At 44.9% G+C, this 21451-nt stretch carries 34 protein-coding genes and 4 pseudogenes; 25 read left to right on the forward strand and 13 right to left on the reverse strand.

Annotated features, from left to right (window positions below):
- Positions 1 to 8: 8 nt before the first annotated feature.
- The 8 genes from HCR01_RS30665 (at position 9) to HCR01_RS39210 (ending at position 5677) form a co-directional block, all read left to right on the forward strand.
- Positions 9 to 1274: a condensation domain-containing protein gene (locus HCR01_RS30665; RefSeq protein ID WP_193199788.1), complete on the forward strand. Its 1266-nt coding sequence runs from the start codon at positions 9 to 11 to the stop codon at positions 1272 to 1274.
- A 7-nt stretch (positions 1275 to 1281) separates the two neighbouring features.
- On the forward strand, positions 1282 to 1455 hold the full coding sequence (locus tag HCR01_RS30670) for a hypothetical protein (RefSeq protein WP_193199789.1): 174 nt from the start codon (positions 1282 to 1284) through the stop codon (positions 1453 to 1455).
- A complete protein-coding gene (locus HCR01_RS30675) occupies positions 1433 to 1891 on the forward strand; it encodes a RidA family protein (RefSeq protein ID WP_226889740.1) in 459 nt (152 codons plus the stop codon). Before HCR01_RS30670 ends, HCR01_RS30675 begins: the two co-directional genes overlap by 23 nt.
- 307 nt (positions 1892 to 2198) lie before the next feature.
- Complete coding sequence (locus HCR01_RS30685) at positions 2199 to 2618, forward strand: nuclear transport factor 2 family protein (protein ID WP_226889741.1); 420 nt, start codon at positions 2199 to 2201, stop codon at positions 2616 to 2618.
- A 153-nt stretch (positions 2619 to 2771) separates the two neighbouring features.
- A complete protein-coding gene (locus HCR01_RS30690; RefSeq protein WP_193199790.1) occupies positions 2772 to 4724 on the forward strand; it encodes a ScyD/ScyE family protein in 1953 nt (650 codons plus the stop codon).
- Between the two features lie 196 nt (positions 4725 to 4920).
- Positions 4921 to 5244 (forward strand): FAD-dependent oxidoreductase, encoded by a 324-nt coding sequence (locus tag HCR01_RS30695; RefSeq protein ID WP_226889742.1) that lies wholly within the window; start codon positions 4921 to 4923, stop codon positions 5242 to 5244.
- 127 nt (positions 5245 to 5371) lie between these two features.
- Positions 5372 to 5545, forward strand: coding sequence for a hypothetical protein (locus HCR01_RS39205; RefSeq protein ID WP_226889743.1), 174 nt, complete (start codon positions 5372 to 5374; stop codon positions 5543 to 5545).
- A 9-nt stretch (positions 5546 to 5554) separates the two neighbouring features.
- Positions 5555 to 5677 carry a double zinc ribbon domain-containing protein gene (locus HCR01_RS39210; RefSeq protein ID WP_226889744.1) on the forward strand — a complete coding sequence of 41 codons (123 nt, stop codon included), beginning with the start codon at positions 5555 to 5557 and terminating at the stop codon, positions 5675 to 5677.
- A gap of 258 nt (positions 5678 to 5935) precedes the next feature.
- Here the strand turns inward: HCR01_RS39210 and HCR01_RS30705 are convergent, their stop codons facing one another.
- From HCR01_RS30705 to HCR01_RS30720, 5 genes are all read right to left on the reverse strand, one after another.
- Entirely contained in the window at positions 5936 to 6679 is a 744-nt protein-coding gene (locus HCR01_RS30705) for a CPBP family intramembrane glutamic endopeptidase (protein WP_193199791.1), read from the reverse strand.
- A gap of 107 nt (positions 6680 to 6786) precedes the next feature.
- Entirely contained in the window at positions 6787 to 7203 is a 417-nt protein-coding gene (locus HCR01_RS30710; protein ID WP_226889745.1) for an AraC family transcriptional regulator, read from the reverse strand.
- A complete protein-coding gene (locus tag HCR01_RS40185; RefSeq protein ID WP_264299954.1) occupies positions 7200 to 7328 on the reverse strand; it encodes a hypothetical protein in 129 nt (42 codons plus the stop codon). The genes HCR01_RS30710 and HCR01_RS40185 overlap by 4 nt, the downstream gene beginning before the upstream one ends.
- Before the next feature lie 43 nt (positions 7329 to 7371).
- Entirely contained in the window at positions 7372 to 7587 is a 216-nt protein-coding gene (locus HCR01_RS30715; protein WP_193199792.1) for an SDR family NAD(P)-dependent oxidoreductase, read from the reverse strand.
- A gap of 49 nt (positions 7588 to 7636) precedes the next feature.
- On the reverse strand, positions 7637 to 8380 hold the full coding sequence (locus tag HCR01_RS30720; protein WP_226889746.1) for a 3-oxoacyl-ACP reductase family protein: 744 nt from the start codon (positions 8378 to 8380) through the stop codon (positions 7637 to 7639).
- A gap of 156 nt (positions 8381 to 8536) precedes the next feature.
- Between HCR01_RS30720 and HCR01_RS40925 the strand changes: the two are divergent.
- Together HCR01_RS40925 and HCR01_RS39220 are read left to right on the forward strand one after the other, a co-directional pair.
- Positions 8537 to 8668: pseudogene (locus HCR01_RS40925) on the forward strand (TetR/AcrR family transcriptional regulator); the annotation flags it as partial.
- 99 nt (positions 8669 to 8767) lie between these two features.
- Entirely contained in the window at positions 8768 to 9100 is a 333-nt protein-coding gene (locus HCR01_RS39220) for a TetR/AcrR family transcriptional regulator C-terminal ligand-binding domain-containing protein (RefSeq protein ID WP_226889755.1), read from the forward strand.
- Between the two features lie 136 nt (positions 9101 to 9236).
- Here HCR01_RS39220 and HCR01_RS30730 read toward each other — a convergent pair whose 3' ends face one another.
- A complete protein-coding gene (locus tag HCR01_RS30730; protein WP_193199794.1) occupies positions 9237 to 9413 on the reverse strand; it encodes a hypothetical protein in 177 nt (58 codons plus the stop codon).
- 6 nt (positions 9414 to 9419) lie between these two features.
- Positions 9420 to 9568: pseudogene (locus HCR01_RS39225) on the reverse strand (IS6 family transposase); the annotation flags it as partial.
- Positions 9569 to 9911: 343 nt separating this feature from the next.
- On the opposite strand from HCR01_RS39225, the gene HCR01_RS30735 reads away from it, so the two are divergent.
- Positions 9912 to 10139, forward strand: coding sequence for a bacteriocin (locus HCR01_RS30735; RefSeq protein WP_193199795.1), 228 nt, complete (start codon positions 9912 to 9914; stop codon positions 10137 to 10139).
- 302 nt (positions 10140 to 10441) lie between these two features.
- Here HCR01_RS30735 and HCR01_RS30740 read toward each other — a convergent pair whose 3' ends face one another.
- On the reverse strand, positions 10442 to 10594 hold the full coding sequence (locus HCR01_RS30740; protein WP_193199796.1) for a hypothetical protein: 153 nt from the start codon (positions 10592 to 10594) through the stop codon (positions 10442 to 10444).
- Positions 10595 to 10638: 44 nt separating this feature from the next.
- On the opposite strand from HCR01_RS30740, the gene HCR01_RS30745 reads away from it, so the two are divergent.
- The 3 genes from HCR01_RS30745 to HCR01_RS39235 all read left to right on the forward strand — a co-directional run bounded on the left by HCR01_RS30745 (position 10639) and on the right by HCR01_RS39235 (position 12735).
- Positions 10639 to 11379, forward strand: coding sequence for a tyrosine-type recombinase/integrase (locus HCR01_RS30745; RefSeq protein ID WP_226889747.1), 741 nt, complete (start codon positions 10639 to 10641; stop codon positions 11377 to 11379).
- Between the two features lie 363 nt (positions 11380 to 11742).
- Positions 11743 to 12012 carry a hypothetical protein gene (locus tag HCR01_RS39230; protein WP_226889748.1) on the forward strand — a complete coding sequence of 90 codons (270 nt, stop codon included), beginning with the start codon at positions 11743 to 11745 and terminating at the stop codon, positions 12010 to 12012.
- 18 nt (positions 12013 to 12030) lie between these two features.
- Positions 12031 to 12735, forward strand: coding sequence for an IS4 family transposase (locus HCR01_RS39235; protein WP_320073213.1), 705 nt, complete (start codon positions 12031 to 12033; stop codon positions 12733 to 12735).
- A gap of 159 nt (positions 12736 to 12894) precedes the next feature.
- On the opposite strand, the gene HCR01_RS30755 is transcribed toward HCR01_RS39235, so the two are convergent.
- Positions 12895 to 13125 carry an EF-hand domain-containing protein gene (locus HCR01_RS30755; protein ID WP_193199797.1) on the reverse strand — a complete coding sequence of 77 codons (231 nt, stop codon included), beginning with the start codon at positions 13123 to 13125 and terminating at the stop codon, positions 12895 to 12897.
- A 222-nt stretch (positions 13126 to 13347) separates the two neighbouring features.
- On the opposite strand from HCR01_RS30755, the gene HCR01_RS30760 reads away from it, so the two are divergent.
- From HCR01_RS30760 to HCR01_RS30800, 7 genes and pseudogenes are all read left to right on the forward strand, one after another.
- Entirely contained in the window at positions 13348 to 13536 is a 189-nt protein-coding gene (locus HCR01_RS30760) for a hypothetical protein (RefSeq protein WP_193199815.1), read from the forward strand.
- 123 nt (positions 13537 to 13659) lie between these two features.
- Complete coding sequence (locus HCR01_RS40575; protein WP_193199798.1) at positions 13660 to 14661, forward strand: phosphotransferase; 1002 nt, start codon at positions 13660 to 13662, stop codon at positions 14659 to 14661.
- Between the two features lie 254 nt (positions 14662 to 14915).
- Positions 14916 to 15140: a hypothetical protein gene (locus tag HCR01_RS30775; protein WP_193199799.1), complete on the forward strand. Its 225-nt coding sequence runs from the start codon at positions 14916 to 14918 to the stop codon at positions 15138 to 15140.
- 178 nt (positions 15141 to 15318) lie between these two features.
- Positions 15319 to 15576 (forward strand): hypothetical protein, encoded by a 258-nt coding sequence (locus HCR01_RS30780; RefSeq protein WP_193199800.1) that lies wholly within the window; start codon positions 15319 to 15321, stop codon positions 15574 to 15576.
- Positions 15577 to 15595: 19 nt separating this feature from the next.
- Positions 15596 to 16161 (forward strand): annotated as a pseudogene (locus HCR01_RS39245) (IS1 family transposase); the annotation flags it as partial.
- 188 nt (positions 16162 to 16349) lie between these two features.
- A pseudogene (locus HCR01_RS30795) lies at positions 16350 to 16580 on the forward strand (hemolysin D); the annotation flags it as partial.
- Between the two features lie 85 nt (positions 16581 to 16665).
- Positions 16666 to 17043 (forward strand): hypothetical protein, encoded by a 378-nt coding sequence (locus HCR01_RS30800; RefSeq protein WP_193199803.1) that lies wholly within the window; start codon positions 16666 to 16668, stop codon positions 17041 to 17043.
- Between the two features lie 407 nt (positions 17044 to 17450).
- Here the strand turns inward: HCR01_RS30800 and HCR01_RS30805 are convergent, their stop codons facing one another.
- The 3 genes from HCR01_RS30805 to HCR01_RS30815 all read right to left on the reverse strand — a co-directional run bounded on the left by HCR01_RS30805 (position 17451) and on the right by HCR01_RS30815 (position 19287).
- Positions 17451 to 17702 (reverse strand): hypothetical protein, encoded by a 252-nt coding sequence (locus tag HCR01_RS30805; protein ID WP_193199804.1) that lies wholly within the window; start codon positions 17700 to 17702, stop codon positions 17451 to 17453.
- 611 nt (positions 17703 to 18313) lie between these two features.
- A complete protein-coding gene (locus HCR01_RS30810; protein WP_226889750.1) occupies positions 18314 to 18703 on the reverse strand; it encodes a hypothetical protein in 390 nt (129 codons plus the stop codon).
- Between the two features lie 83 nt (positions 18704 to 18786).
- Complete coding sequence (locus HCR01_RS30815; RefSeq protein ID WP_193199806.1) at positions 18787 to 19287, reverse strand: helix-turn-helix domain-containing protein; 501 nt, start codon at positions 19285 to 19287, stop codon at positions 18787 to 18789.
- A 108-nt stretch (positions 19288 to 19395) separates the two neighbouring features.
- Between HCR01_RS30815 and HCR01_RS30820 the strand changes: the two genes are divergently transcribed.
- Positions 19396 to 19938 carry a thermonuclease family protein gene (locus tag HCR01_RS30820; protein ID WP_320073212.1) on the forward strand — a complete coding sequence of 181 codons (543 nt, stop codon included), beginning with the start codon at positions 19396 to 19398 and terminating at the stop codon, positions 19936 to 19938.
- Positions 19939 to 19960: 22 nt separating this feature from the next.
- Here the strand turns inward: HCR01_RS30820 and HCR01_RS30825 are convergent, their stop codons facing one another.
- Positions 19961 to 20149 (reverse strand): hypothetical protein, encoded by a 189-nt coding sequence (locus tag HCR01_RS30825; RefSeq protein ID WP_193199807.1) that lies wholly within the window; start codon positions 20147 to 20149, stop codon positions 19961 to 19963.
- A gap of 293 nt (positions 20150 to 20442) precedes the next feature.
- Here HCR01_RS30825 and infC point away from each other — a divergent pair, with 293 nt between their 5' ends.
- From infC to HCR01_RS30840, 3 genes are all read left to right on the forward strand, one after another.
- A complete protein-coding gene (gene infC / locus HCR01_RS30830) occupies positions 20443 to 20910 on the forward strand; it encodes a translation initiation factor IF-3 (protein ID WP_320073214.1) in 468 nt (155 codons plus the stop codon).
- Positions 20911 to 20992: 82 nt separating this feature from the next.
- Positions 20993 to 21202 (forward strand): hypothetical protein, encoded by a 210-nt coding sequence (locus HCR01_RS30835; RefSeq protein ID WP_193199808.1) that lies wholly within the window; start codon positions 20993 to 20995, stop codon positions 21200 to 21202.
- Position 21203: 1 nt separating this feature from the next.
- On the forward strand, positions 21204 to 21451 hold a 248-nt coding region (locus tag HCR01_RS30840), incomplete at its 3' end, for a hypothetical protein (RefSeq protein ID WP_193199809.1).

Raw genomic sequence — 21451 nt, forward strand, 5'->3', positions numbered from 1 at the left:
AGTCTCTCATGGAACGGTATTTAGGCGCATTTGAACATTTATATTGGCTCTACAACCAGTTTTATTCGATAGATTTTGCCACCGTTGCGAAACTTCAGGGGCAGTTTAGTGTCGACCAACTTTCGACGGTGCTTAGGCAAGTTCAGCAACGCCATCCGCTGCTGCGAGTCCGCATCACCACTGACGCGATCAGACAGCCTAAATTTGTCGAAACCGACGACGAAATTCCACTGCGGCTGGTCGCGAGAACGGACGATCGGCACTGGCAAGCAGAACTCGAAGTCGAACTGGCTCGCTCATTGAATTGGCAGGTTGCACCTTTACTGCGAGTCGTGCTGCTGCAATCGGGGGCTGAATCCGAGCTGATGATTATTTGCCATCATGCGATCGCAGATGGGCTATCTGGCGTTTATCTGATGCGAGATATTCTCCAAGGGTTAGGAGGCAAAATATTTGAGCGATCGGAACTTTCTGCGGCATTATCGCTCGAATCAGCGCTTCCTGGCATTGCACCGTCTCCAGAAGCGACTGCTAAGCCCACGGACTATCCACCACCCCTGTCTCGTCGTCCCCAACCCCACATTCACACCGTTCTCCTCTCTCCCGAATTCACCCAGCGACTGATCCAACGCAGTCGAGCCGAAGGGACAACCGTACACGGTGCAATCAGCGCGGCGTTCTTGCTCACTCAGCAAGACGTTAAACCCAGCGATGTGTTGCGATGTTTACACCCGGTCAATGTGCGCTCGCAGCTATCTTTGCCGATGCTAGAGGGAGTTGGGCTTTATATTTGCATGTGTATGACGACTCATTCTCTTCAGGCAGATTCCACGTTTTGGGACATTGCTCGATCGGTTAAATCTCAACTCTCACAAATTGATATTGCCCAGCAGTTAGTCGAGGAGCGTCAACTTCGACAACCCACAATGGCAAATCTCACCGATGCCACCGCCTTTGTTGAAGCAACGCAATCGCAATATCTCTGTCAACTGAACGTCACAAATCTTGGTCACATCGATATGGCTCAACAATACGGCAACATTCGGATTGAAGCACTCCATGCACCTGCTGTCACTTCAGGTGTGGTAGAGCGGAATGTTGGAGTTGCGACCTTGGGCGATCGCCTGGCCCTCACGATTTCATCGACACCACTGATGGATGTGGATCGTACTGAGAGCGATCGGGCTGCAACTGCCTTTTTATCGTCAGGAGTCAAGCGTTTAGAGCTTGCAGTAGTACAGGAAGTGGCATCTAAAGTTGCCTGGCGCACATAACATTCTTTTGAGTATCAAATCTCCTAGATCGGGAAGAACAGGAGCGTGTATTGAAAAATTCTTTGCCGAAATCGGTGTTCCAGTAGACGACCCAGAGGCTTCATCACGCCCAGCCACCCCGGAAGCGATCGAGCGAGTTTTGGCAGCAGCCCCCAAGTATGGCATCGAATTCATCGCGTGAATTAGATTACAACGCTCTTTCCTACACAATAGACACCATGAGAAAGCAACTGATCAATCCGCCACAACGTTATGATGGCAGACCGCACGGACTGTCCCACGCTGTTGTCGATACCGCATCGGGTATCGTTTACATTTCTGGTCAAGTTGACTGGGACATGAACCATCAAGTCTCATCCCATACCGTCGAGGGGCAACTCAGGAATGTGCTGACTAACCTAACTATCGTCCTGGATGCAGCAGGAAGCTCCGTAGAGAATTTGCTCCACCTTCGCATCTATGTTCGGGGTGAACTTGGAGAATCTATGGAGGCGATCGCACCAATTCTCGCGCAATTTCTAGCAGAATCGCGCCCCGCTCTTACTGGCATCGGTGTTGCCTCACTCGCCTCAAAAGAAACATTGGTTGAGATTGAGGCAACAGCAGCACTGAAGTAACTCACCAATTGCCATCGATGTTAGAGCGATCGCATTGACAACAAACGAGAAATCATGAAATCTAGACAGAGCATTAGACCTGGCTTCTGCCGACGCTCGCGGACTCGCTACCGCTGCGCTATCCTGCCTTATTTTCCAGGCAGGTCTATTGTGATAGAGTGACTGCAAAAAGCACATAACGCCCATGATTTAGAAGCGTTTTTAGCCTGTTTTACACCTAACTTTCAGGGTGGTCAAGCCAGCCGATCCGGAGAAGGCTGTACACGGAGTTGTCGAATTATGAACGCTTGCTCGACCTGAAACGAAAATGCGATCCGGAAGATGTATTTCGATCGACAGTTGGACATCTCGCACTCAAGGAGGCATGATGAAAACCAGCCAAAGCATCGTTATAGAGCGACTGCAACAAGCACAAAACGCCCATGACCTGGAAGCGCTTTTAGCCTGTTTTGCACCTAATTTTCAGGGCAATCATCCACTCCACCCGGAGCGGGGTTTCCAGGGAATTGAGGATGCCCGTAAGAATTGGTCTACCATGTTCGACAACATCCCAGACTTTTACTCAGAGTTGCTCTGTTCGGCAGTTGAGGGTAACACAGCTTGGGCAGAGTGGTACTGGTTCGGCACCCATCGTGATGGTTCGCAGTTTGGGATGCGCGGGGTGACTATTCTTGGCATACAAGCGGATCAGATCGAGTGGGCACGCTTGTATATGGAACCTGTTTAGGTGTCCAGGCTCGCATGAACATGGACGATCGTGACTGAAGAAAGGCAGGGGGCAGTCCCAATGAAACAAGTTTCACCGCCAAGCATGAAAGTCTCTTTCTCCCCCTGCCTCCTGAATTAAATTTGGACATCATCAATTCAAAGGAAGAAAATTATGTCTGAAACAGTAAAAACGCCACAGATATCAGAAATTGAAGTGCTAGCATCGGGTCTGGATAGCCCCCGGAAGCTGAGTTTTGGCCCAGATGGGGCACTTTATGTTGCCGAAGCAGGACGAGGAGGAACAGGTGCTAGTGTTCCGTCTCCCAGTCAACCGGACGCATCTTTGTTCTATGGTGCAACGGGTGCGATTACTCGAATTCAAAACGGTGTTGCAGAACAAGTCGTAACCGGACTACCGTCGCTGGCATTACCCGATGGATCGGATGCATCAGGTGTCAGTGATATTGAGTTTGATGCCTATGGAAACGCTTATGCGATCGTAGGTCTTGCCAGCAATCCAGCCAATCGAGATGACGTGCTACAAGTTCCCGATTTCAGCCAGTTAATCGCGATCGGTAACTTTGACGGTGGTGCTTCCTGGACAAGGCTGCGGGATTTTGGCGCTTACGAACAAAACAACAACCCCGATGGGCAAGATGTCATTACCAACCTCTATGACTTGTTGATTAAAGACAATACCGCATACGTCATTGATGCAGGTGCTAATGATTTGCTCTATCAGCGAGCCTTCGGCGGCGAAGTGACTCTAAAAACAGTCTTTCCAATTCGTACCACAACCGATCCGCTCACGGGTGAAGCAGTGGTGCGGCAGCCTGTACCTACTTCAGTCGCCGTTGGCCCGGATGGCGCTCTCTATGTCGGCGAATTGACTGGGTTCCCTTTTCAAGCAGAAACAGCACAAGTTTATCGCATCAATGAAGAAGGTCAACCGGAAGTCTATGCAGGAGGATTTACGAATATCGCTGATATTACCTTTGATGACGCTGGCGGTTTATATGTTCTGGAATATGATGCGGATGGAATTTTGAATGGCAGCGACGCAGGTGCGCTGATTTACGTGTCTCCGGATGGCAAAACTCGCACGACGATCGCCGATGATGAATTAACGAATCCGACAGGTCTAGAAATTGGTGCTGACGGTGACATTTACATTTCCAATAAAGGCTTTGTTGCCGGACAGGGAGAGGTACTGCGGTTGAGTTTAGAGCAACAGACATGCTTCGATCCCGACCCGATTTATAACAAGGTGAAGCATTACAGAACCACAATTGCCGCAGATGGCGATCCAGCCGATGTGTATTATCCAGTGCTGCCAAATTCAACGCCGGATCAACTGCCGATCGCGCTGATGCTGCAAGGTGCTCTGGTCGATAAAGCAGACTATTCTAACTATGCACAGGCAGTCGCCAGCTATGGATTTGTGGTCGTGGTTCCCAACAATCAGCGGACGGTAACCGCACCCAATGGTGAAACGGTGACAGGTCTACTTTCTGAGCAAGGGCAAGTAAATGATGTACTGGATCAGATGAAAGTGGAAGATGCCGATCCGACTTCACAGATTTTTGAAATTGCCGATACCGAAACGCTCGGACTCCTGGGACACTCGTTTGGCGGAGCCGTCGGATTAGGCGCAACACAGGACGAGATTTGCATACCCGGAATTTGCTCCCAAGACTACACAATTCCTCCAGAGTTGCAGGCAGGTATCTTCTATGGCACTAGCTTCCGCGATCAGCAAACTGGAAAATTCCTGCCCATCGATAACGAAGGAATCGCAGTCGGGCTGATTCAGGGCAGTTTGGATGGCGTGATTCCACCGATCAATAGTCAAACAACTTACGATCAAATTCTCAACCCGCCCAAAGTTTCAGTTACCGTAGAAGGTGCGAACCACTATGGCATCACCAACGAAGACAACCCTGAGCGGGAGCCAAACAGACCCACCTTAGGCCAAACCACGATAACTGAGACGATCGCACGCTGGAGTGGATTATTTTTGCGATCGCATCTTCTCGACGATCAAGGTGCATTTAATTATGTCTACAGCACTGGCGACAATCTCGATCCGAATGTGAATGTGATTAGTCAAACTCCAGTGTATTGATTCATTCCTCGCCCGGAACCTTACCCTCTACTGCCACAAAAACATAGTAAGTCCATTGCAGTTATGCGGGGAAAATCTTGTATAGCCTACATTGCAACCTGTTTGCATACAGACACTAGCGTTTAACTGCGTCATTAGCCAGTAAGAAAACAAATAGACAACTCACTGAATCGGTGTAGAAGAAATTAGGAAAAAGATGATGAACCAAAACAAAGAGATTTACGATTGTGTCATCGTCGGTGGCGGCTGTGCCGGACTCAGTGCGGCACTCCTTTTGGGCAGAGGTCGCCGCCGAGTGTTAGTCTGCGACAAAGGCAATCCGCGCAACGCTTGGGCGCACGAGTCGCACAGTTTTTTCACCCGCGACGGCATCAGTCCACACGAACTTTTGAGCATCGGGCGCGACCAACTCAAACCCTACAAAAGCGTCGAATTTCAAGCGATCGGTGTCAAGGAAATCAAACCATCCGGCAACCAATTTGGGGAAGAGCTGGCGAAGCTGTCACTAAGTACAAACTAAACGGTTCAGTTTAAAAACAGGGTATAACCATAGATGTTTATTTAAGGAAAAGGCGTTTTTATAATCTTGGATACTATGAGAGTGAATATTTTCAATCACCTCTTGAGTCAAGCGATCGCATACAGTCATGCTGACCTTGCGGCACGCCTTCATAGCGATCGCATTGCAGGTTCCATCTGAGTACCTGGATACCGTTATCCGGGGTGTACCCATGTCTGCAACCGATGTCCTCAAATTTTGTCCTCACTGCTGGACTCCCGGAACAACTCTTGAAGAAATCTGGTTGTTGCCGCGATCGTAGTTCTGTTTCTTGTGCGGTACTGGCTTACGTAATAGTTGCGCTCAGTGTAATGAGCCGATTACCTCTTTAAAATTTCGTTTTTGTCCTTACTGTGGCTTTTCATATAAGGCATCTAAGGATTCTGAATCTTAAAGCTAGTCATGAAAATATTAGGCTCACCAGTGCTACTTTGGTAGGCTTTGAACTGGCTCCATGTATAGCCGCGCCCATGCGATCGTGTTTTCTCTTAGTCCAACAACGGCAGCAAAGTCAGTCGGGCAAGCTACATACACAATGTTCTGAGGTTGGCTGATGACTAAACGGTAGGAGGATGGAAAATCTCCCCAGGCACTCTCAATGATTTCAATTAATATCGACCTTCAGCACAAAATCAAACTCCGATCCGTCATATCAGCCCGTGCCAGCGAGCACCATCACGGGGATTGTGGGCAGGTTGACGACAGCGTGGACGACAACGGCGGGCCAAACCGATCCGCTGCGGCGGTACACCTCGGCGGTGACGAGACCGACCACCAAGGCGGCGGGGAAGACGTTGTTGAAGCCGTGCATGAGGGCGAAGATCAGGGTGCTGCCCACGACCCCGATGAACGGACCGTAGCGTAGCAGTGCATTAGTGATGACACCTCGAAAGAGCAGTTCCTCGCCGACAGGCGTGACGAGTCCGAGCAACACTGTAGCCAGAACTAAGGACAGCACTCCGCCACTGCCACCCTCGGCGTACATACCCTGGACGTTGGCGCTGTCCCCGGTGATCTGAATGTAGGTCAGAATTGCCAGACTCTTGAGCACGAAAGCGACCAGTCCAGCCCCGACCCCGATGAGCATCCACCGCCCGGAAACTCGGTGCACACCAAAGGCGCTCAGGCAACGAATCCGCACCAGTGCGGCTGCTGCGAACCCGGCAATTCCGGCGATGCCGGAGAGTGCGGTAAAGACCAGTCCGTAGAATACGAGATCGAGTTCAAATCGCCCAAGTTGTGAGCCAATCCCGAACCCGACGATCGCCAGGACGACGAGACTGACAACGATCTCGATCCAGCCCGGACGGGAGACTTTGTTTGGTGCGGGTCGCTTCGAGGAAGCAGCGGGGGTCTTTCCCGACTCCCGCGAATAGTTAGAAGACACTTTAGACATGGTAATGAACTCCTAGATTTTCTGTGTCTTAGCTAACTTGAGTGTAGTGAGTTCTAATGCTTGACTTCTTCCAGATTCTTACGATGTCTTATCAGATTCTTATGGAGTTAGCGAACTTGCCTTGGAGTCATTCCGGTGATTCGCTTAAACTGTTGGGTTAAATGACTTTGGCTGGAGAAGCCGACTCGTAAGGCAATGTCTGGGATCGCTAAATCCGTTTTCGACAGCATCAATTTCGCCTGTTCCACGCGCTGTTGAATCACGTACTGATGGGGCGAAACCCCCATTGCTTGCTTAAACAAACTCGCAAAGTAAGTCGGGCTGATGTTAACAACACTTGCCAGTTCAGCCAAGGATAAATCTCGATTCAGATGAGCGTGGATGTAATCGATCGCCTGATGCAACTGGGTACGAGTTAAGCTGCTGTTTTGTGATCCAATCGGTTGCGTTAGGGTCGAATAGTGTCGTAGTAAATGAATCACCAGGATTTGAGTGAGTGATTCGACATATAATTGCCTCATCATCCCGCCTGATCGTAGTACACGTCGCCGACATATTTCTCGATGGCTTCTGCGGGCTGACACTGATTGAACATCAGGTCATAAAATGCCGTGACCGTCTGTTTGTTCTGCTCAAGTTTATCCGTCATTCGTTCTACACCTCACATTACCCAAAACGCCCAACGGCTTAAATCAGCGGCGGCAAAGAAACTCAAACGCAGCGCTAGCGAAAAATAGCCTCTCCGCCAGCTCTTTAATCAATCGAACAGTTTCTTCACCTTCATCAATTCGACGGACAACCACCACCACCTTTGCTTGTTGTTGGGCATAAGCGATCGCAGTTGCACGACCAATTCCTGAAGTTCCGCCAGTGACAGGCGCAACTCTTCCTGAGAGCTTTTGTGACATAGTGCTTTCCTGGTCGAGTTTAGAGATTACAAATTTGATTACGTCTCGTTCAAGCGGCAAAGCCGCCATCAATTTTGAGGCTCGCGCCCGTAACAAAAGCGGCTTCAGGACTGGCGAGATAAGACACCATGCCAGCCACCTCGTCGCCCTGTCCGTAGCGACCGAGGGCAGTCATCTTGGTCATCTCCTTGGCAAAGTCGCTGTCTGCGGGATTCATATCGGTGTCGATCGGACCCGGCTGGATGTTGTTGACGGTGATGCCGCGACGTCCAAGATCGAGGGCAAGACCGCGTGTAAAACTGGCGATCGCCCCCTTCGTCAAACCGTAAATAGAGCCGCCAGCAAAAGGCGTAATATCACTATTGACGCTGCCAATCATGATGATCCGTCCCCCCTCGCCCATGTGACGAACGGCTTCCTGAGTTGCTACAAAAACGCCTTTGATATTCACCGCCACCAATCGGTCAAACTCCTCGATCGAGAACTGGTCGATCGGTGCTATAGCCGCAACTCCTGCGTTGTTGACGAGAATGTCGAGACGACCTAAAACGTTTGCGGTTTCGGCAACAGCGTGTTTTACCGCTTCTACATCGGCACTGTCAGCCCGAATTGCCAAAGCTTTTCCCCCTGCTGCTTCGATATCTCGAACCACCTCATCAGCTTTTTGGGGCGAACTGGTGTAGGTGAGAGCAACGGCTGCCCCATCGTGAGCGAGACGTTTAGCGATCGCCGCTCCTAAACCGCGAGAACCACCCGTTACCAGTGCAACTTTGCCTGCAAGTGTTGCCATCATGACTTACTCTGTTGAGTGTATTACTGCCAAATCAGTATTTTTTACCGATTGGTACATAATAATATCGTCCTTCTCAGAATGTCAAGAAGTTTTATACTGAACGGTATGGAAACGAGAAAGTCTCATAGTGTGCAGGGTCGTCCGCGCGCTTTTAATATGGATGTAGCTTTAGAGCAGGCTTTGCTTCTGTTCTGGCGCAAGGGCTATTTGGGTACATCGCTCACCGATCTGACTGAGGCGATGGGCATTAACCGTCCGAGCCTTTACGCCGCCTTTGGCAACAAGGAGACTTTATTCCGCAAGGCACTCGATCGCTATCGCGATCGGCACACTACGTACGTGCGAGATGCCCTTGAGGAACCTACTGCCCGGAGAGTGATCGAGCGGATGATGCACGGCGTTGTGTATTTAGTGACCAATCCAGACAATCCTTCTAGCTGTTTGGTTGCACAGAGTCTGCTCGCCTGTGCAGATCCAGATGACCCGCTCCATCAGGAATTGGTAGAACGCCGAGCGGCAGACGAGCTTGCTATCCGCGATCGCTTCGAGCGGGCGGTATCTGAGGGGGACTTGCCGCCTGATGCTGACCCTACTGCCCTTGCCCGCTTTGTGCTCACGGTCAACTTTGGCCTGTCCGGGCAAGCAGCAAGTGGAGCCAGTCGCACGGAACTCCTACAAGTTGTTCAGACGGCATTGAAAGCCTGCCCAATATTAGATTAGGTAATAGGTTTAATTATTTCTTTAAATTCAGGCAACCACAAATTTTTTGGGTTTGAAGTTGAATTATTAACCTTGATTTGTTTAATCTCTCGCTCTGAGATCGACCGCTCTTCAAAGGGAATCGCTCAAAGAGATATTAATGCCGACATTCTGCACTTTCAACTGGCACAAGGGGATTAATTCCTGCGCTAACACAGTGGGTAATACTGCCGACAGGTAGAACCGAGAAATTGGAGAATCCAACGGCGATCGTCCGTAAGATTAACGGTTCTGTCGCAAGAATTTCTAATGACGAATGATCTACATCATTCACATTGTTTTATACAGCAATTCCAAAGATCGATTCAATGAACTTCACTTGAGATACATTGTCCCCTCGATCGACTCCGTTCACTTGCCTTTTCTAATCATATTCATTGCTTCAATCCCGCTCAAGGTTCTCCTCGCACTATTAAACGACTTGAACGAATGGCACTAAGTTAAGCGTAAAGCCATGATATAGCTGGCTTTTGGGTGTGGGGTGTAGGATGTGGGGAATTAAGAAGATGTTGAACTCCTTGACGCAACTAAAATTTAATTGTCTTAAACACTACACCCACAAGAGCCACCCCCAACACCCTGCCAAAAGTGGGGTTTCAGCTTTTCGAGCGTGCCATTCCATTTCAGATCAAATGGCAGAATTTTTCACGAATCGTTGCACTCCCCCTTACAAGCTTAAATATTTATATATTTATAGATGCACTAAGTATAAATACAGTATCCTAACCTAAACACAAAGCAAATCACTGGTTTTTATTAGAAGGAATCGTATATGAGCAGAATCCAAATTGATGACTTGCAGCAATTAAACTCTGACTTTATTGAACTTAGCAATGAAGAATTAGAAGCAATTTCAGGAGGTTTTCGAGTGCTAGCAAGTGCTTATTACCAACTTGCTAAAGGGGTGCTATGGGCGGTTAGGAATGGTGGTCAAGTTTATGGTGATAGCGTAGACGACCCTGCTTTGGAGGCTGTAAGGGGTGGTAATATGGGCGCATAAATTCTAAACGCCATAGCCCTTAGCCAAGACAGATAAAACTTTTGCTCTTATATATGTGGTTTTATCTGTCTTACCCTCAAAGCTTGCCACAAAAAATTAACTCCCAGTGTTTAAACACCAGGAGCTTTATAGAGTTTCTGTATAGTACGAAATAATTGTCAATACCTTAGCCAATTTACAAGGGTTCAATACCTGTAGAAATGGGATGAACCAACTTGAAAGCTAATCTATTTATTTCTATAAATACTTTTTTTAAATCAAACTCAACTGCCCACCCCTCGCCCTCACAAGACACTCCTCCTTCAGCCTGACACCGCCCTCATCAACCGCACCCGATAGAACTCCTGCCGCAGCCCCGAAAGTACCCCCAGCAATACCAACTCCGACCATTCGCCTAAATCCTCACCATGCAGAGATACTCGGTAGTACCCGCACGAAGCGCGATCGCATTGCACAGGATAGCCGGACTCGTGCGATTAGACAATGTAGGCTAGAGCCTATGAAAATAAACCGTTTCGGCAGAGCAGAAATCCTCAGCCCCGACCAAATTAATCTCCTATTTACTGAGGGGTTTGTCAACCCACGCGATCGGGCTTTGTTTGACGCGTGCCTTTATGCTGCCTGCCGAATCAACGAAGCCTGCACATTGGCGGTAAAAGATGTGTTTGGCAGCAATGGTGTCAAGGGGGTGTTAGTATTACGCTGCGTCAACACCAAAGGCAAGCGAGACACCAGGGAAATCCAAGTTCATCCCAAACTCAGGCAGTATCTAGAAGAGTACAACCCTAACCGCCGCAAGGAGTTCTTGTTTCGCGGTCGGCATGGGTTGGGGCATATTCATAAGGTCAGTGCTGACAAAATCCTCAGAGATACCTGTGTGCGGCTGGACATTGAGGGCGTTAGTACCCATAGTTTCAGGAGGACTGCGTTAACCAGGATGAGCGATGCCGGGATACCGTTGCGCCACATTCAGGAAATATCGGGGCATCGCACTTTGGCAGCTTTAGAGCGCTATCTGGGCCGCAAAAGTATACCAATGCCAATTACTAATGCTGCTGCGGCAACTGCTGGTGCTGTCACACTAGCAACTCCTGCTGCTGCTATACCTAGACCGATAATAGCTAAACCGCCAGCATCCGGATCTAGTCCTCCTACAACCAAATTCTGTTCAAAATCGTTAAGTTCAATCAAGTCAACAGAAGAGTCTGTAGAATTTTTATCTGATTCTTTGATGTCATAAATTTTAATTTTGGACATAACGCAATTTTAATCTTATGTTCGTTTCTATAAAAACATGACTATAAATATCATGGCAATATTTATACTATTCTCAATCAAAATTTATTCGTACCAAAATTGTTTTAGTTTTGTTCCATCTGTTTTCACCCAAATGATTGTTACATATCCACAAGGTCAGTGCTGACAAAACCCTCAGAGCTGAAGGGGTGACAAAGGGGCTGAAGCCGAATAAATATAAGAGTGTGACCGTTTTAGGATAAAAAAAGATAGGTCAGGTATTCTCAACAAGACCTATCAAATGATAATTTTACCTAAATTCTACCAAAACTACTTTGAAAATCTACTTACACATGCACAGTACAAGATGCTCGAAATCTTAATCATGCTGTTGCAGTTTCATAAAACAGTGACGATTGAGAAGCTCTCATCTGTATTTCCCCAACCGATAAAATTTGAAAGTCGGCGACGCAGTATTCAGAGGTTTTTATTGTTGCCGCAGTTATCAATTCAATTCCTCTGGTTTCCAGTACTAAAACGATGGGTCAAAAACAACCGAAAATCAGTGAATAAACAACTGATATTTGCCATTAATAGAACACAGTGGCGCGATGAAAATGTGTTTGTAATCAGCTGAATTGAACACAAAAGAGCCATACCAGTTTACTGGATATTATTACCAAAAAGAGGATGCAGTAATTTGAGCGAGCAGAAAAGATTAATCCGCCCATTGCTACGGTTGTTCAAAGGATATCGAATTCTTGTACTGGCAGACAGAGAATTTCATAGTATAAAACTGGCTCATTGGTTACACAGTGAGGGAATTGACTTTGTGCTGCGTCAAAAACAAGGCACCTATATTCGCCAAGAAAATGAATCATATCAAAGCTTACAATCTTTGGGATTAAATCCTGGTATCTCGTTCTTTTTAAACAGGATTCAATCTACCAAGCAGAAAGGTTTTGGAAAATTCAATTTAGCCGGATATTACAAGCGCAAATATCGTGGCAAGCTAGAGCCTGCGGGCTGGTTTTTACTCACTAACCTTGACAGCCTCAAAGATGCAATTAAAGCATTTAAGTCGCGAAGTGGTATTGAGGCGATGTTCGGTGATTGCAAGACTGGGGGCTATAATCTCGAATCTACTTATGCTGATGGCCAACGCTTGATAGCATTGATTTTATTAATTGCTATTGCCTATACTTGTGCTATTTTAGCTGGTCGTAATTCTCGCTCTTTGGGACTACAAAACTATGTTGGTCGTCTGAAAGAATTAAAGCGATTACACCGCCGACATAGCGCATTTTGGGTCGGTTTGTATGGTCGCTTTTGGCGAAGTTTCCGCAGTGGGGATTGGTGACGGTAGAATTGAAAAATAAAAAAGCTTAAAATTTGTCTTTTTTATTCAAATTCAGCCAAATTGTGGAATTCCCTTCCATCAAAACGCAAAACCCCCACTAGTGCTTCAGAGGACGACAGCACTGTAGTGATCGTTTGGGCGGGGATGGATGGGGTACAGCTAGTTTAAATTTCCAGCTGACTCAACAACTTGTTTCAACTCTTCAAAGGTGATACTACCGTCTTTATCTCCATGCATAGCTAGCAATTCCTGGGGACTACTGACACCTGTTTCGGCTGAGATGATTGCGCTTAAGCCAGGGCTGAAAAAAAGCTCATTTATAGAAACTTTGCCATCAAGATCGGTATTTAAGATATTAAAAAGAGATCGAAGCTCCTGCTCGGTTGCCATAATTTTTTATCTGAATTAATTTTTTCAATTTAATCTCTCAAAATTTTGACAAAGACACAAGAACAGTTAAGAAAAACTTAATCACTTATTCCTAATCGCTTTCGGAGTTCGGCTTCTATTTGCTCACCTGTGATTGCTGGCACTCAACGCTATTGACGCGGTTGTTGGCAGAAAATTCCTGGTAAATGATTGGAAAGGGTGAAATCACCGGAGGCTGTGTTTGTGGCAGCTTGTAAGGAGGGGAGGAAACCGGAAGCACAACAGGCCAAGTCTGCTACGGTGGGCGCTTGGTTCGAGTGGGCTAGGCAGCAAAGGATTGTGATTGCTATGTCGGGGGAAGTTGTGTACACGCCGGATGGTGAGGCTGTGGCGTTGGCAGAGATGATGCGGCGGTATCCGATGCAGAGGTAGGGTTTATATAGGGTTTGCTGAAAAAGCAGGAGGCTGTAAAGCAAGGTTATTCATTGGTCTTTAAAGCCAGGTTAAACTAACAAAAAAGCATTTGCAATTAAAAAACACTCGTTAAGAATCTGTGTGACTTATCTTGATGGACTACTTTGGACACAACAAAGCTGGCTTGAGCAAGCCAGTAGTTGGATTAATTGTGAGTTACATCAAAAAGACATCAAACGCATTGATTCAATTAAGCAGCTTCGCGTTCGTCACTGGTCAACAGTTCTGCAAATACCCACAAGCATCGGTAACATTTATTTCAAAGCAGTTGTATCAGAGCTTGCTTATGAAGCCGCACTTAGCCAAGTTCTATCGCATCGGTATCCTCAATGTATGCCACAAGTTTTAGCGATTAATGGGGAGCAAGGTTGGCTACTTATGCTTGATGGAGGGATGATGCTTCAGGACACTCTGAAAATTGAAGATGACATTAAACATTGGCAGAATCTTTTACCAGTCTATACAAAATTGCAACAGGATTGTACCAAATATCTTAATGAGTTTCTGGAACTGGGTGTGCCTGATCGTCGTTTAGCAATCTTGCCTGTTAGGTTTCAACAACTGCTAATGGATACCGAAACGTTAGGGCTGAATCAGCCTGGTGGAATTAATCTACTCGAATATCAGTGTTTACAGAATCAGGCTAACTTATTAGTTAAATTATGTGAAGAACTAGCGACCTTTGGTATACCAGAAACTTTGCATCATGGTGACTTACACGATGGGAACATCTTTATTTGCGATGGAAATTACTTGTTTTTTGACTGGGGTGATAGTAGCATCACTCATCCTTTTTTCAGCCTCCATAGTACCTACGATTGTTTGAAGAGGAGATTTAAATTAGCAAAAAATTCATCTTGGTTTGAGCGACTCAGAGCTTTCTACTTAGAACAATGGGCTGAATATGAGACCAAGGAAAGACTGGAACAAGCGTTTGAGCTTGCTCAACAATTGTCTCCTATTGTTGCAGCTTTGAGGTGGCTGCCAGTTTTATCCACAATGGATGCAATCCATCGAAACCAATACATGGAAGCAATTCCAAATTTGTTAAGGGAGTTTCTAAGCATGATCTCAGTTCGATGAGGATAAGTAAGCTGTTGTGAATCTACTTCCCATCCTGCTGCTCGTAGCTGGGCATCGATGAGGCGACGTGTTTCTCTCTCATCCAGGTCAATATCCCCTGCTTATTGTGGTGATCGCTTATCATAGAAAGAGATTGCGCTTGAAAGCGAGTTATACCTTATGTCTGTGACAATCAAAGACTTAGAACAATTACAGTCACAGAATCCCGATTGGCAGATGGAGCTAGTAGAGGGAAACGGAAAACGGCTAGCTGGATGGTGAAGAATTTGCATTGTAGCAGGATCAAAGAATTTTGGGAGAAAGCCAATTCGGAAAACCAACAACCAGATGCTAAAAAACGAGAACCAAATGCTGAGATTTCAGAGAAAGATGCTGGCTCTGAAGAAATGGGTGCTTTAAATCAAGCATCTATTTTAGGAAAAAGTCAGTCAGAGCAAGGGTTACAGGAAACCTCACGAACTCTTTTGAAGAGTTCGTGAGCTGTGTCTCTGACACGCTTTCAACAAACTGAGGCGACGCGACCCCCAAGGGAGCGTGAGCCGTCTCCTCACAGTGCAAAATCTCATAAAGCGTGTCAGAGAATGAAGTTGAGTTACCTGTGGTAACGGACTGCACATCGCTAACGCTTGTAGATGCTGCACGAGTCAATCTGCTTCGTTGTCAGAAGAAAATCAGGATTGTGGTGTTGAGCCGAAAGACTGTCATGAGGGTACTTGTTCCGCCGCGCCCATCGCACAAAATTTAACTGATTTGGTTGAACTTGCCCAAGCAAGCCTTCCCACTTCGTTAAAGACTGAAAACTCGGTTTCGGGTATAGAAGTCAAAGCAGATCATGAGGATGAAAATTCCGCCGCACCTGTGCCAAATCCTGAAAAGTGGTCACATGAGGCTATAGTTGCAAGGTCAAATCTGTGACCAGAACGTATGCAGAAACTCAAACGAAATTAAACAACGATGTCTAACCATGTATGTAAATGGCATTGGTTTTCGTGCTATTGAGCGGCTGACTGGAGTCAATCATAATATGGTAATAAATTGGGTAAAAGAAGTCGCTCTAAAATTACCAGATGCACCAGAACATTCAGAAATTCCTGCTATTTGCACAAGTCGATGAACTTGAAACTTTTGTGGGTAAAAAAAAACAAAATTTGGCTGTGGACAGCAGTAAACAATAGTCTTCCAGGTATTTTAGCTTGGACTCTAGGAGACCGTAGTGCCAAAACCTTTGCCAAACTGTGGAATAGGATTAAATGTTGGAAATGTTATTTTTACGTTACAGACGGATACCCAGTTTATCCATGTTTTATCGATGATTGTGACCAGATAATAAAAAAAACCTACATGACACTCGTGATGTGAGAAAATACCAGATTAAGACATTATCTAGCACGCCTTCATCGCAAAACTCTTTGCTATTCTAAATCAGAAGAAATGCTTAAACTATCAATTCGATTGTTACTCCACTACCTCCATTATGGATTTTTACCCTTAGTAGCCTAATTCATCCCGCAACTATGCAACGCCTAGAATTTATAGCACTTTACTCAAAGTTATTGCTCACAAGGCTGTTCCTGACCGTCCTGCTAGAAACGAACCACGAGTTCGTAAACGTCGTCTGAAAGCCAAACCACGGCATGAATTACGCAAACAATTGCAAACTGCTTAAACCGCAAGTGTTTCAGCTTTTCTTAGTGCCATTCGGTTCTGATGCTTTGCTACCAGGTCAGATCTATCCTTTCTATCGCTTTCCTGCTAAGGTACGGTTAGAACAACAATCAATTTTAATTAATAGGCGTAAGGTATCTCTGCAATCTGGGATGTCAGTCAGTGGTAATATTAAGCTACGAGAGCGAACGGTGATGAGTATCTTTACCGATATGTTTAGTTCTAGTGTTGAAAGCCTCAAGTTTGTTCGTTAATCTTTAACTATAAAGAAGTAACGCTGAGGAACAGGGTTGGCTCCAATTAAGTCAAGATGACTGATCTGAGAGGGAGATACCGAGAATGCTTTCTCAACGTCTTCAACGCTTTTTCATTATCACTCTAGTGTTCTTGCTATTTTTAACAATAGCTAGCGGGATTTTTGCATACCAAGTTTCACCATTAAGAGATCCGAATTTTCAGCCCAATAGTGCAAATGGAGGTTCATTAATCCCTTGGATGAAAGGTGTCACCGAAGGGCATTGGTCATCAGGAGCTAATGTATTAGCATTTTTAGTTTCTACAAATCTCACGCTCATTAGTTGGCAACAAGGGATATTTAGTCAAGGTTATAATAAATGGCTACGTTTTATCCTGATAACAATTACATCAATAATGTTCTTTGTTTTTTTCTGGATTATATTTATGCTTCATTTATTATCACAATGGTTAGTTGATTAAACTACCTATTTAATCAAGCTCAGGCAGTGTAACTAAATGCTGAATCACTGAACAGCGCTATAAAGAGGTAAAGTATTTCTTTTGTTGAAACCACTCATGGAACTTAACTAAAAAGTCATCGCTAACTAACCAACCTTGCTTCACATAAAAACCAATAATTTCTACTAATTCCTGATTGGTCTTTTGCTTATATTTTTGGCACTTAATACTCTCGAAGTATTCTTCTTGAAGTGCCTTCTTTTATGCCCAATCTGCCATCTCGCCTATAATTATCTTCCAGTTTCAGTAACTACGTGTGTAAGGCAATGCAGCACCCAATTTCTGGGAGTCGCTAATCTCAGGTAGGGAATAAGTGCTGGTGATACGATGGCGTAACCGCCCGCCTTCTTTTGATCGCTTCACTACCTTCATCGCAACTTCTTTACCTTAACTTCTGCTACTACTAATCCTTTAGAATTATTGTTTTCTATCAATCCTTTGGAATTATCAAATGCAAAAGTGTAATGAGTCACTTCAAGAACTTGATAGTCAGGGATGTCATAACGACAAATACTCAGATAAATAGATTCTCCAACGCAAGGAACTCTCACAACATGAGTAGGAAACTTTTCAATCACACTGCCGCATTCATTGACAACTTGAATTGAAACTCTGTACATATTTCTACATCCTTATTTGCTTGGCGGCTAAAAACCTTGCTTCTGAGTAGAATCACCACACAGATGAAGCGAACGCATTAGATTAGCTGCTGTTAATTTAGAGCAGTTTTATTGTTTTTCAGGTATTTCATTTAAGGTTAATAACTAACTCCTTTCAAAAATTCCTCAAAACTCTGATACACGCTTTCATCCTGGCGTAAATCATCAATATTAAACTCTTTCTTCATCAACCCGAAACGGAACATCACATTTGAGCAACAACCGCCACGAACAGTATTCTCTAAAAACAGAACTGCACCAAAACACAATTTGGAATCAGAAGTGATTCGACCTTTTAAGGAATCAGAATAATCTACTGTTTTGTGACAATAGAAGGCTTTATCGTAGGTAATTCCGTTTAGAATATCATGCGCTTTTTCAGGAGAAAGCGCATAAGCTACAGATTTTTAAAACGGACAGTCCTTATACCAATTCACGAAAAATCTGATGCGAATAAAGCATCAAGAATAAAACCCAACCTGTAATAGAAGCAACGATTGATGTGTTTAATTTCTCCAAACGCTTCCAGATAAATTGCCTCAATTCGTCTAATGTGACAAAGCTTTCCCAAGCTAAATGTCTTTTAACTTCCTCCCATAATCGTTCGATTGGATTAACTTGTGGTGAAGCTCGCCGGGTAGAGTATCTACCCGGCAGACTTCACGTGTATGTGGAGGTTGAAACAATAAAATTATATTCTCTGGTATCTGAAGATGCTGACTAAAATGAAAAGCTCCGTTATCTAACTGAATAATATGGATATCTTGAGCATAAGTAGCTGAAAACTTTTCTAAAAATATATTAAAACAAGCTGCATTTAAATGAGAGAATTCCCAAACAAAATACTCACCAGTTAACGGTTCTACTAATCCATATAAATAAAAATTCTCCCATTTCCATTGCATGATACCGATAGGCTTAGTAGCAAAGTTGGTAATTAATCTACTCGCTTCAGTCTTCAACCCCACACGGCTTTCATCCTCGCTCCAATATCTAATTTTTCTTTGTCTATCTATTGGTGGTATGACATATTTCTTAATTACTTCTAGGTATTGCGGGAGTTTTTTTTAAACTCTTCTTTCGCTTCGGGCTGGTGTTTAACGCCTACTGCTCGCGGCACTTTTAGCTTCGCTTTCATTTGATAACGCACTGTATCATGTACTACTTTATATGACGCTTCTACCCCCTCCACCGCTTTTAACCATGTTCGTATTTCTTCATAACTTTTAAATCCCTGCGGGTCATCCAGTTCTTTTGAAAGTTGCTCTCTTACCTCCGTGTTAATTATTGGTGGTTGCCCTGAACCTTTTTTTCTTGATACCAGACTGGTGATTCCCGATTCTGTATAAGCCTTTAACCACCTTTGTACTGTCGCGCTTCCTCTTCCCAACACCACCGCCAAATCTTGTATTGTCTTTACCTGACTTATTTTCAGCAAGTACAATGCTTGAATACGTTCTTTCCCTAACGCTGTTTTTTGTTGTCTCAACAGATTATATAATTCCTCTGCTGATTCCAATATTTCTACTTTAGTGATTCCAGCCATCTTTACTGGTTAATATTTAGTCCTCAATTATCTGTATCAGATTTTTAGTGAAATGGTATAAGCGTCGGTGACGGCGATACAATACGTGTGAGAACTGGCAACAAAACTGTGACTGTGCGTTTAGCTTGCATTGATGCGCCTGAACTTAAACAAAGTCCTTGGGGACAGCAATCAACACTCAGACTTAAACAGTTGCTACCAGTAGGACAAACAATTACTCTACGTCCAATTGAAATTGACAAATACAAGCGCACTGTTGCAGAGATTTATGTGGGGAATCGTAGTATCAATGTCAATATGGTGCAAGAGGGACAGGCTGTTGTGTACAAGCAGTATCTCAAAAACTGCCCAGAATCTAAAGATAGTCTATTGCAAGGCGAAAATAGAGCCAAACAACAGCATTTAGCTTTTTGGAGTCAAGCTAATCCTGTGATGCCTTGGGATTTTCGCAGAGGCATTAAAAAGACAACTTCCCAACCGACTCAACCCCAGCAACAGAATACCTGCGATCCTTCTTACCCTGACTTTTGCATTCCCACCAATTCACCCGATTTGAATTGCCGAGATATTACCCAACGAAGATTTAAGGTGCTGCCACCTGACCCTCACGGCTTTGACCGAGATGGGGATGGCATCGGGTGTGAACGGTAGAAAATTTAAGAACAGTCAGCTATTAGCCAGTCAACTTAATCACACCTTGGTTCACTAAATATTCAAACTGAGAATAGTGCTGTGTTTGCTCTCGCAACAACTTAAGTTGCTCGTAGGTAATAATGTGTAATCCTGGACGGACAACATAACCTTCAATAATGATGCTTTGGGGCTGCTGGCTATCGGTGCGTTTGTAGGTAATTGAAGGCATATTTGCAATCATATAAGTCAGAACTGATCACTAGAAGAGAGTTTGACTCTTCACTCTATTACAGCTTACACAAGTTCCGATATTAGGTGAGTATAGTACGAGCGAATACCGAAGCGCACAAAGGACTCCCAGAAAAGCAATACTTGTGGGGTGCGGGTTTTATGAATAGGGAGAAGCAAAAGATTACGTTACGATAGAATTAGGCAACAAAGACGTGTTTAGTGAGCATAACTGACACTTTACAGGTTTGAAATAAATCGGAGTTAAACGTTATCGGAATTCAAAAGCAATTAATTAACTCGCAAATCAAGTCACATCAAGTCTTCTTGATTGACCACGAGAATAATAATCGTGGTTTGACCAACACACATGAGGCGCTACAGCTAGCCGAGAGCCTTGAGCTTGACCTAGTTCTAGTCTCTGAAGGTAAAGAGACTCCAGTCGCAAAGATTCTTAACTATGGCAAGCTTCAGTATCAAAAGAAAAAGCGTCAGGCACAGAGTGCTAGACCAGTAGTAAAAGAAGTTCGGTTCGGTCTAAATGTGGGTGTGGCTGATTATAAGTTACGCATTGAACAAGCAATTGGGTGGTTGAGTAAAGGCGATTCCGTGAAATTTGCTGTGCGTTTACGAGGTCGAGAACATCAATATCGTGAGCAAGCTGGAGAATTACTAGACCGGGTTGTAACTGATCTTAGTTCAGTAGGTAAAGTCCAGTCGCTTGATAAACGCTCACTAATTGCTCTAGTCATTCCTGCCTAAATTAATTTTTTAGAGATATAGTGACGTTCTGCCGCGTTACATTCGCAGAGTCAACGGGGAAGAACGTCACATCAGCATTTTCATGCCTCACTCGGAAACTGCCGCATCATCGAGAGCAACTCCACCGTTTCCCCATCTGGCATATAAACAAGCCAGTCGGATTGTTGTACCAACCATCAGCGATCGCACCCTGCACATTGGTAGTGTTTCGATAAATAGTAGTCAGTTCCGCTTTGCGCTGATACTAATAGTGGCAGTGAACTATTGTGTTTGTCAACTAGAAGTTGCATAATATGGCAAGTCGAGAAGAAATAGAAGAGGTCGTAATGTTACCACTAACTGAAGTGGGTTCTATTAGATGGACAGATGCACGTGGGCATAAGATGCGTGCATTGCGTGGCGATATGCCATTAGTTACTTTATCCAAAAAGCTTGCTGAACTAAAAGTAGAGATTTCTCGCCAGTATTTGAACAGGATGGAGACAAATACAGAAGTCAAAAGCGCTTCTCCAGAACTCGTGACTGGTTTATGTCAAGTATT

Origin of the sequence: Nostoc sp. MG11, assembly GCF_014904695.1 — a bacterium.
In the GTDB taxonomy this organism is placed as follows: Bacteria; Cyanobacteriota; Cyanobacteriia; order Cyanobacteriales; family Nostocaceae; genus Komarekiella.

Coding starts and splice junctions, on each gene's coding strand:
- HCR01_RS30665 (WP_193199788.1), top strand. CDS start 9: ATGGAACGGTATTTAGGCGCATTTGAACATTTATATTGGCTCTACAAC.
- HCR01_RS30675 (WP_226889740.1), top strand. CDS start 1,433: ATGGCATCGAATTCATCGCGTGAATTAGATTACAACGCTCTTTCCTAC.
- HCR01_RS30685 (WP_226889741.1), top strand. CDS start 2,199: ATGCGATCCGGAAGATGTATTTCGATCGACAGTTGGACATCTCGCACT.
- HCR01_RS30690 (WP_193199790.1), top strand. CDS start 2,772: ATGTCTGAAACAGTAAAAACGCCACAGATATCAGAAATTGAAGTGCTA.
- HCR01_RS30695 (WP_226889742.1), top strand. CDS start 4,921: ATGATGAACCAAAACAAAGAGATTTACGATTGTGTCATCGTCGGTGGC.
- HCR01_RS39205 (WP_226889743.1), top strand. CDS start 5,372: ATGCTGACCTTGCGGCACGCCTTCATAGCGATCGCATTGCAGGTTCCA.
- HCR01_RS30705 (WP_193199791.1), bottom strand. CDS start 6,679: ATGTCTAAAGTGTCTTCTAACTATTCGCGGGAGTCGGGAAAGACCCCC.
- HCR01_RS30710 (WP_226889745.1), bottom strand. CDS start 7,203: ATGATGAGGCAATTATATGTCGAATCACTCACTCAAATCCTGGTGATT.
- HCR01_RS40185 (WP_264299954.1), bottom strand. CDS start 7,328: ATGACGGATAAACTTGAGCAGAACAAACAGACGGTCACGGCATTTTAT.
- HCR01_RS30715 (WP_193199792.1), bottom strand. CDS start 7,587: ATGTCACAAAAGCTCTCAGGAAGAGTTGCGCCTGTCACTGGCGGAACT.
- HCR01_RS30720 (WP_226889746.1), bottom strand. CDS start 8,380: ATGATGGCAACACTTGCAGGCAAAGTTGCACTGGTAACGGGTGGTTCT.
- HCR01_RS39220 (WP_226889755.1), top strand. CDS start 8,768: ATGATGCACGGCGTTGTGTATTTAGTGACCAATCCAGACAATCCTTCT.
- HCR01_RS30735 (WP_193199795.1), top strand. CDS start 9,912: ATGAGCAGAATCCAAATTGATGACTTGCAGCAATTAAACTCTGACTTT.
- HCR01_RS30745 (WP_226889747.1), top strand. CDS start 10,639: ATGAAAATAAACCGTTTCGGCAGAGCAGAAATCCTCAGCCCCGACCAA.
- HCR01_RS39230 (WP_226889748.1), top strand. CDS start 11,743: ATGCTCGAAATCTTAATCATGCTGTTGCAGTTTCATAAAACAGTGACG.
- HCR01_RS30755 (WP_193199797.1), bottom strand. CDS start 13,125: ATGGCAACCGAGCAGGAGCTTCGATCTCTTTTTAATATCTTAAATACC.
- HCR01_RS30775 (WP_193199799.1), top strand. CDS start 14,916: ATGGTGAAGAATTTGCATTGTAGCAGGATCAAAGAATTTTGGGAGAAA.
- HCR01_RS30800 (WP_193199803.1), top strand. CDS start 16,666: ATGCTTTCTCAACGTCTTCAACGCTTTTTCATTATCACTCTAGTGTTC.
- HCR01_RS30805 (WP_193199804.1), bottom strand. CDS start 17,702: ATGTACAGAGTTTCAATTCAAGTTGTCAATGAATGCGGCAGTGTGATT.
- HCR01_RS30815 (WP_193199806.1), bottom strand. CDS start 19,287: ATGGCTGGAATCACTAAAGTAGAAATATTGGAATCAGCAGAGGAATTA.
- HCR01_RS30825 (WP_193199807.1), bottom strand. CDS start 20,149: ATGCCTTCAATTACCTACAAACGCACCGATAGCCAGCAGCCCCAAAGC.
- HCR01_RS30835 (WP_193199808.1), top strand. CDS start 20,993: ATGCCTCACTCGGAAACTGCCGCATCATCGAGAGCAACTCCACCGTTT.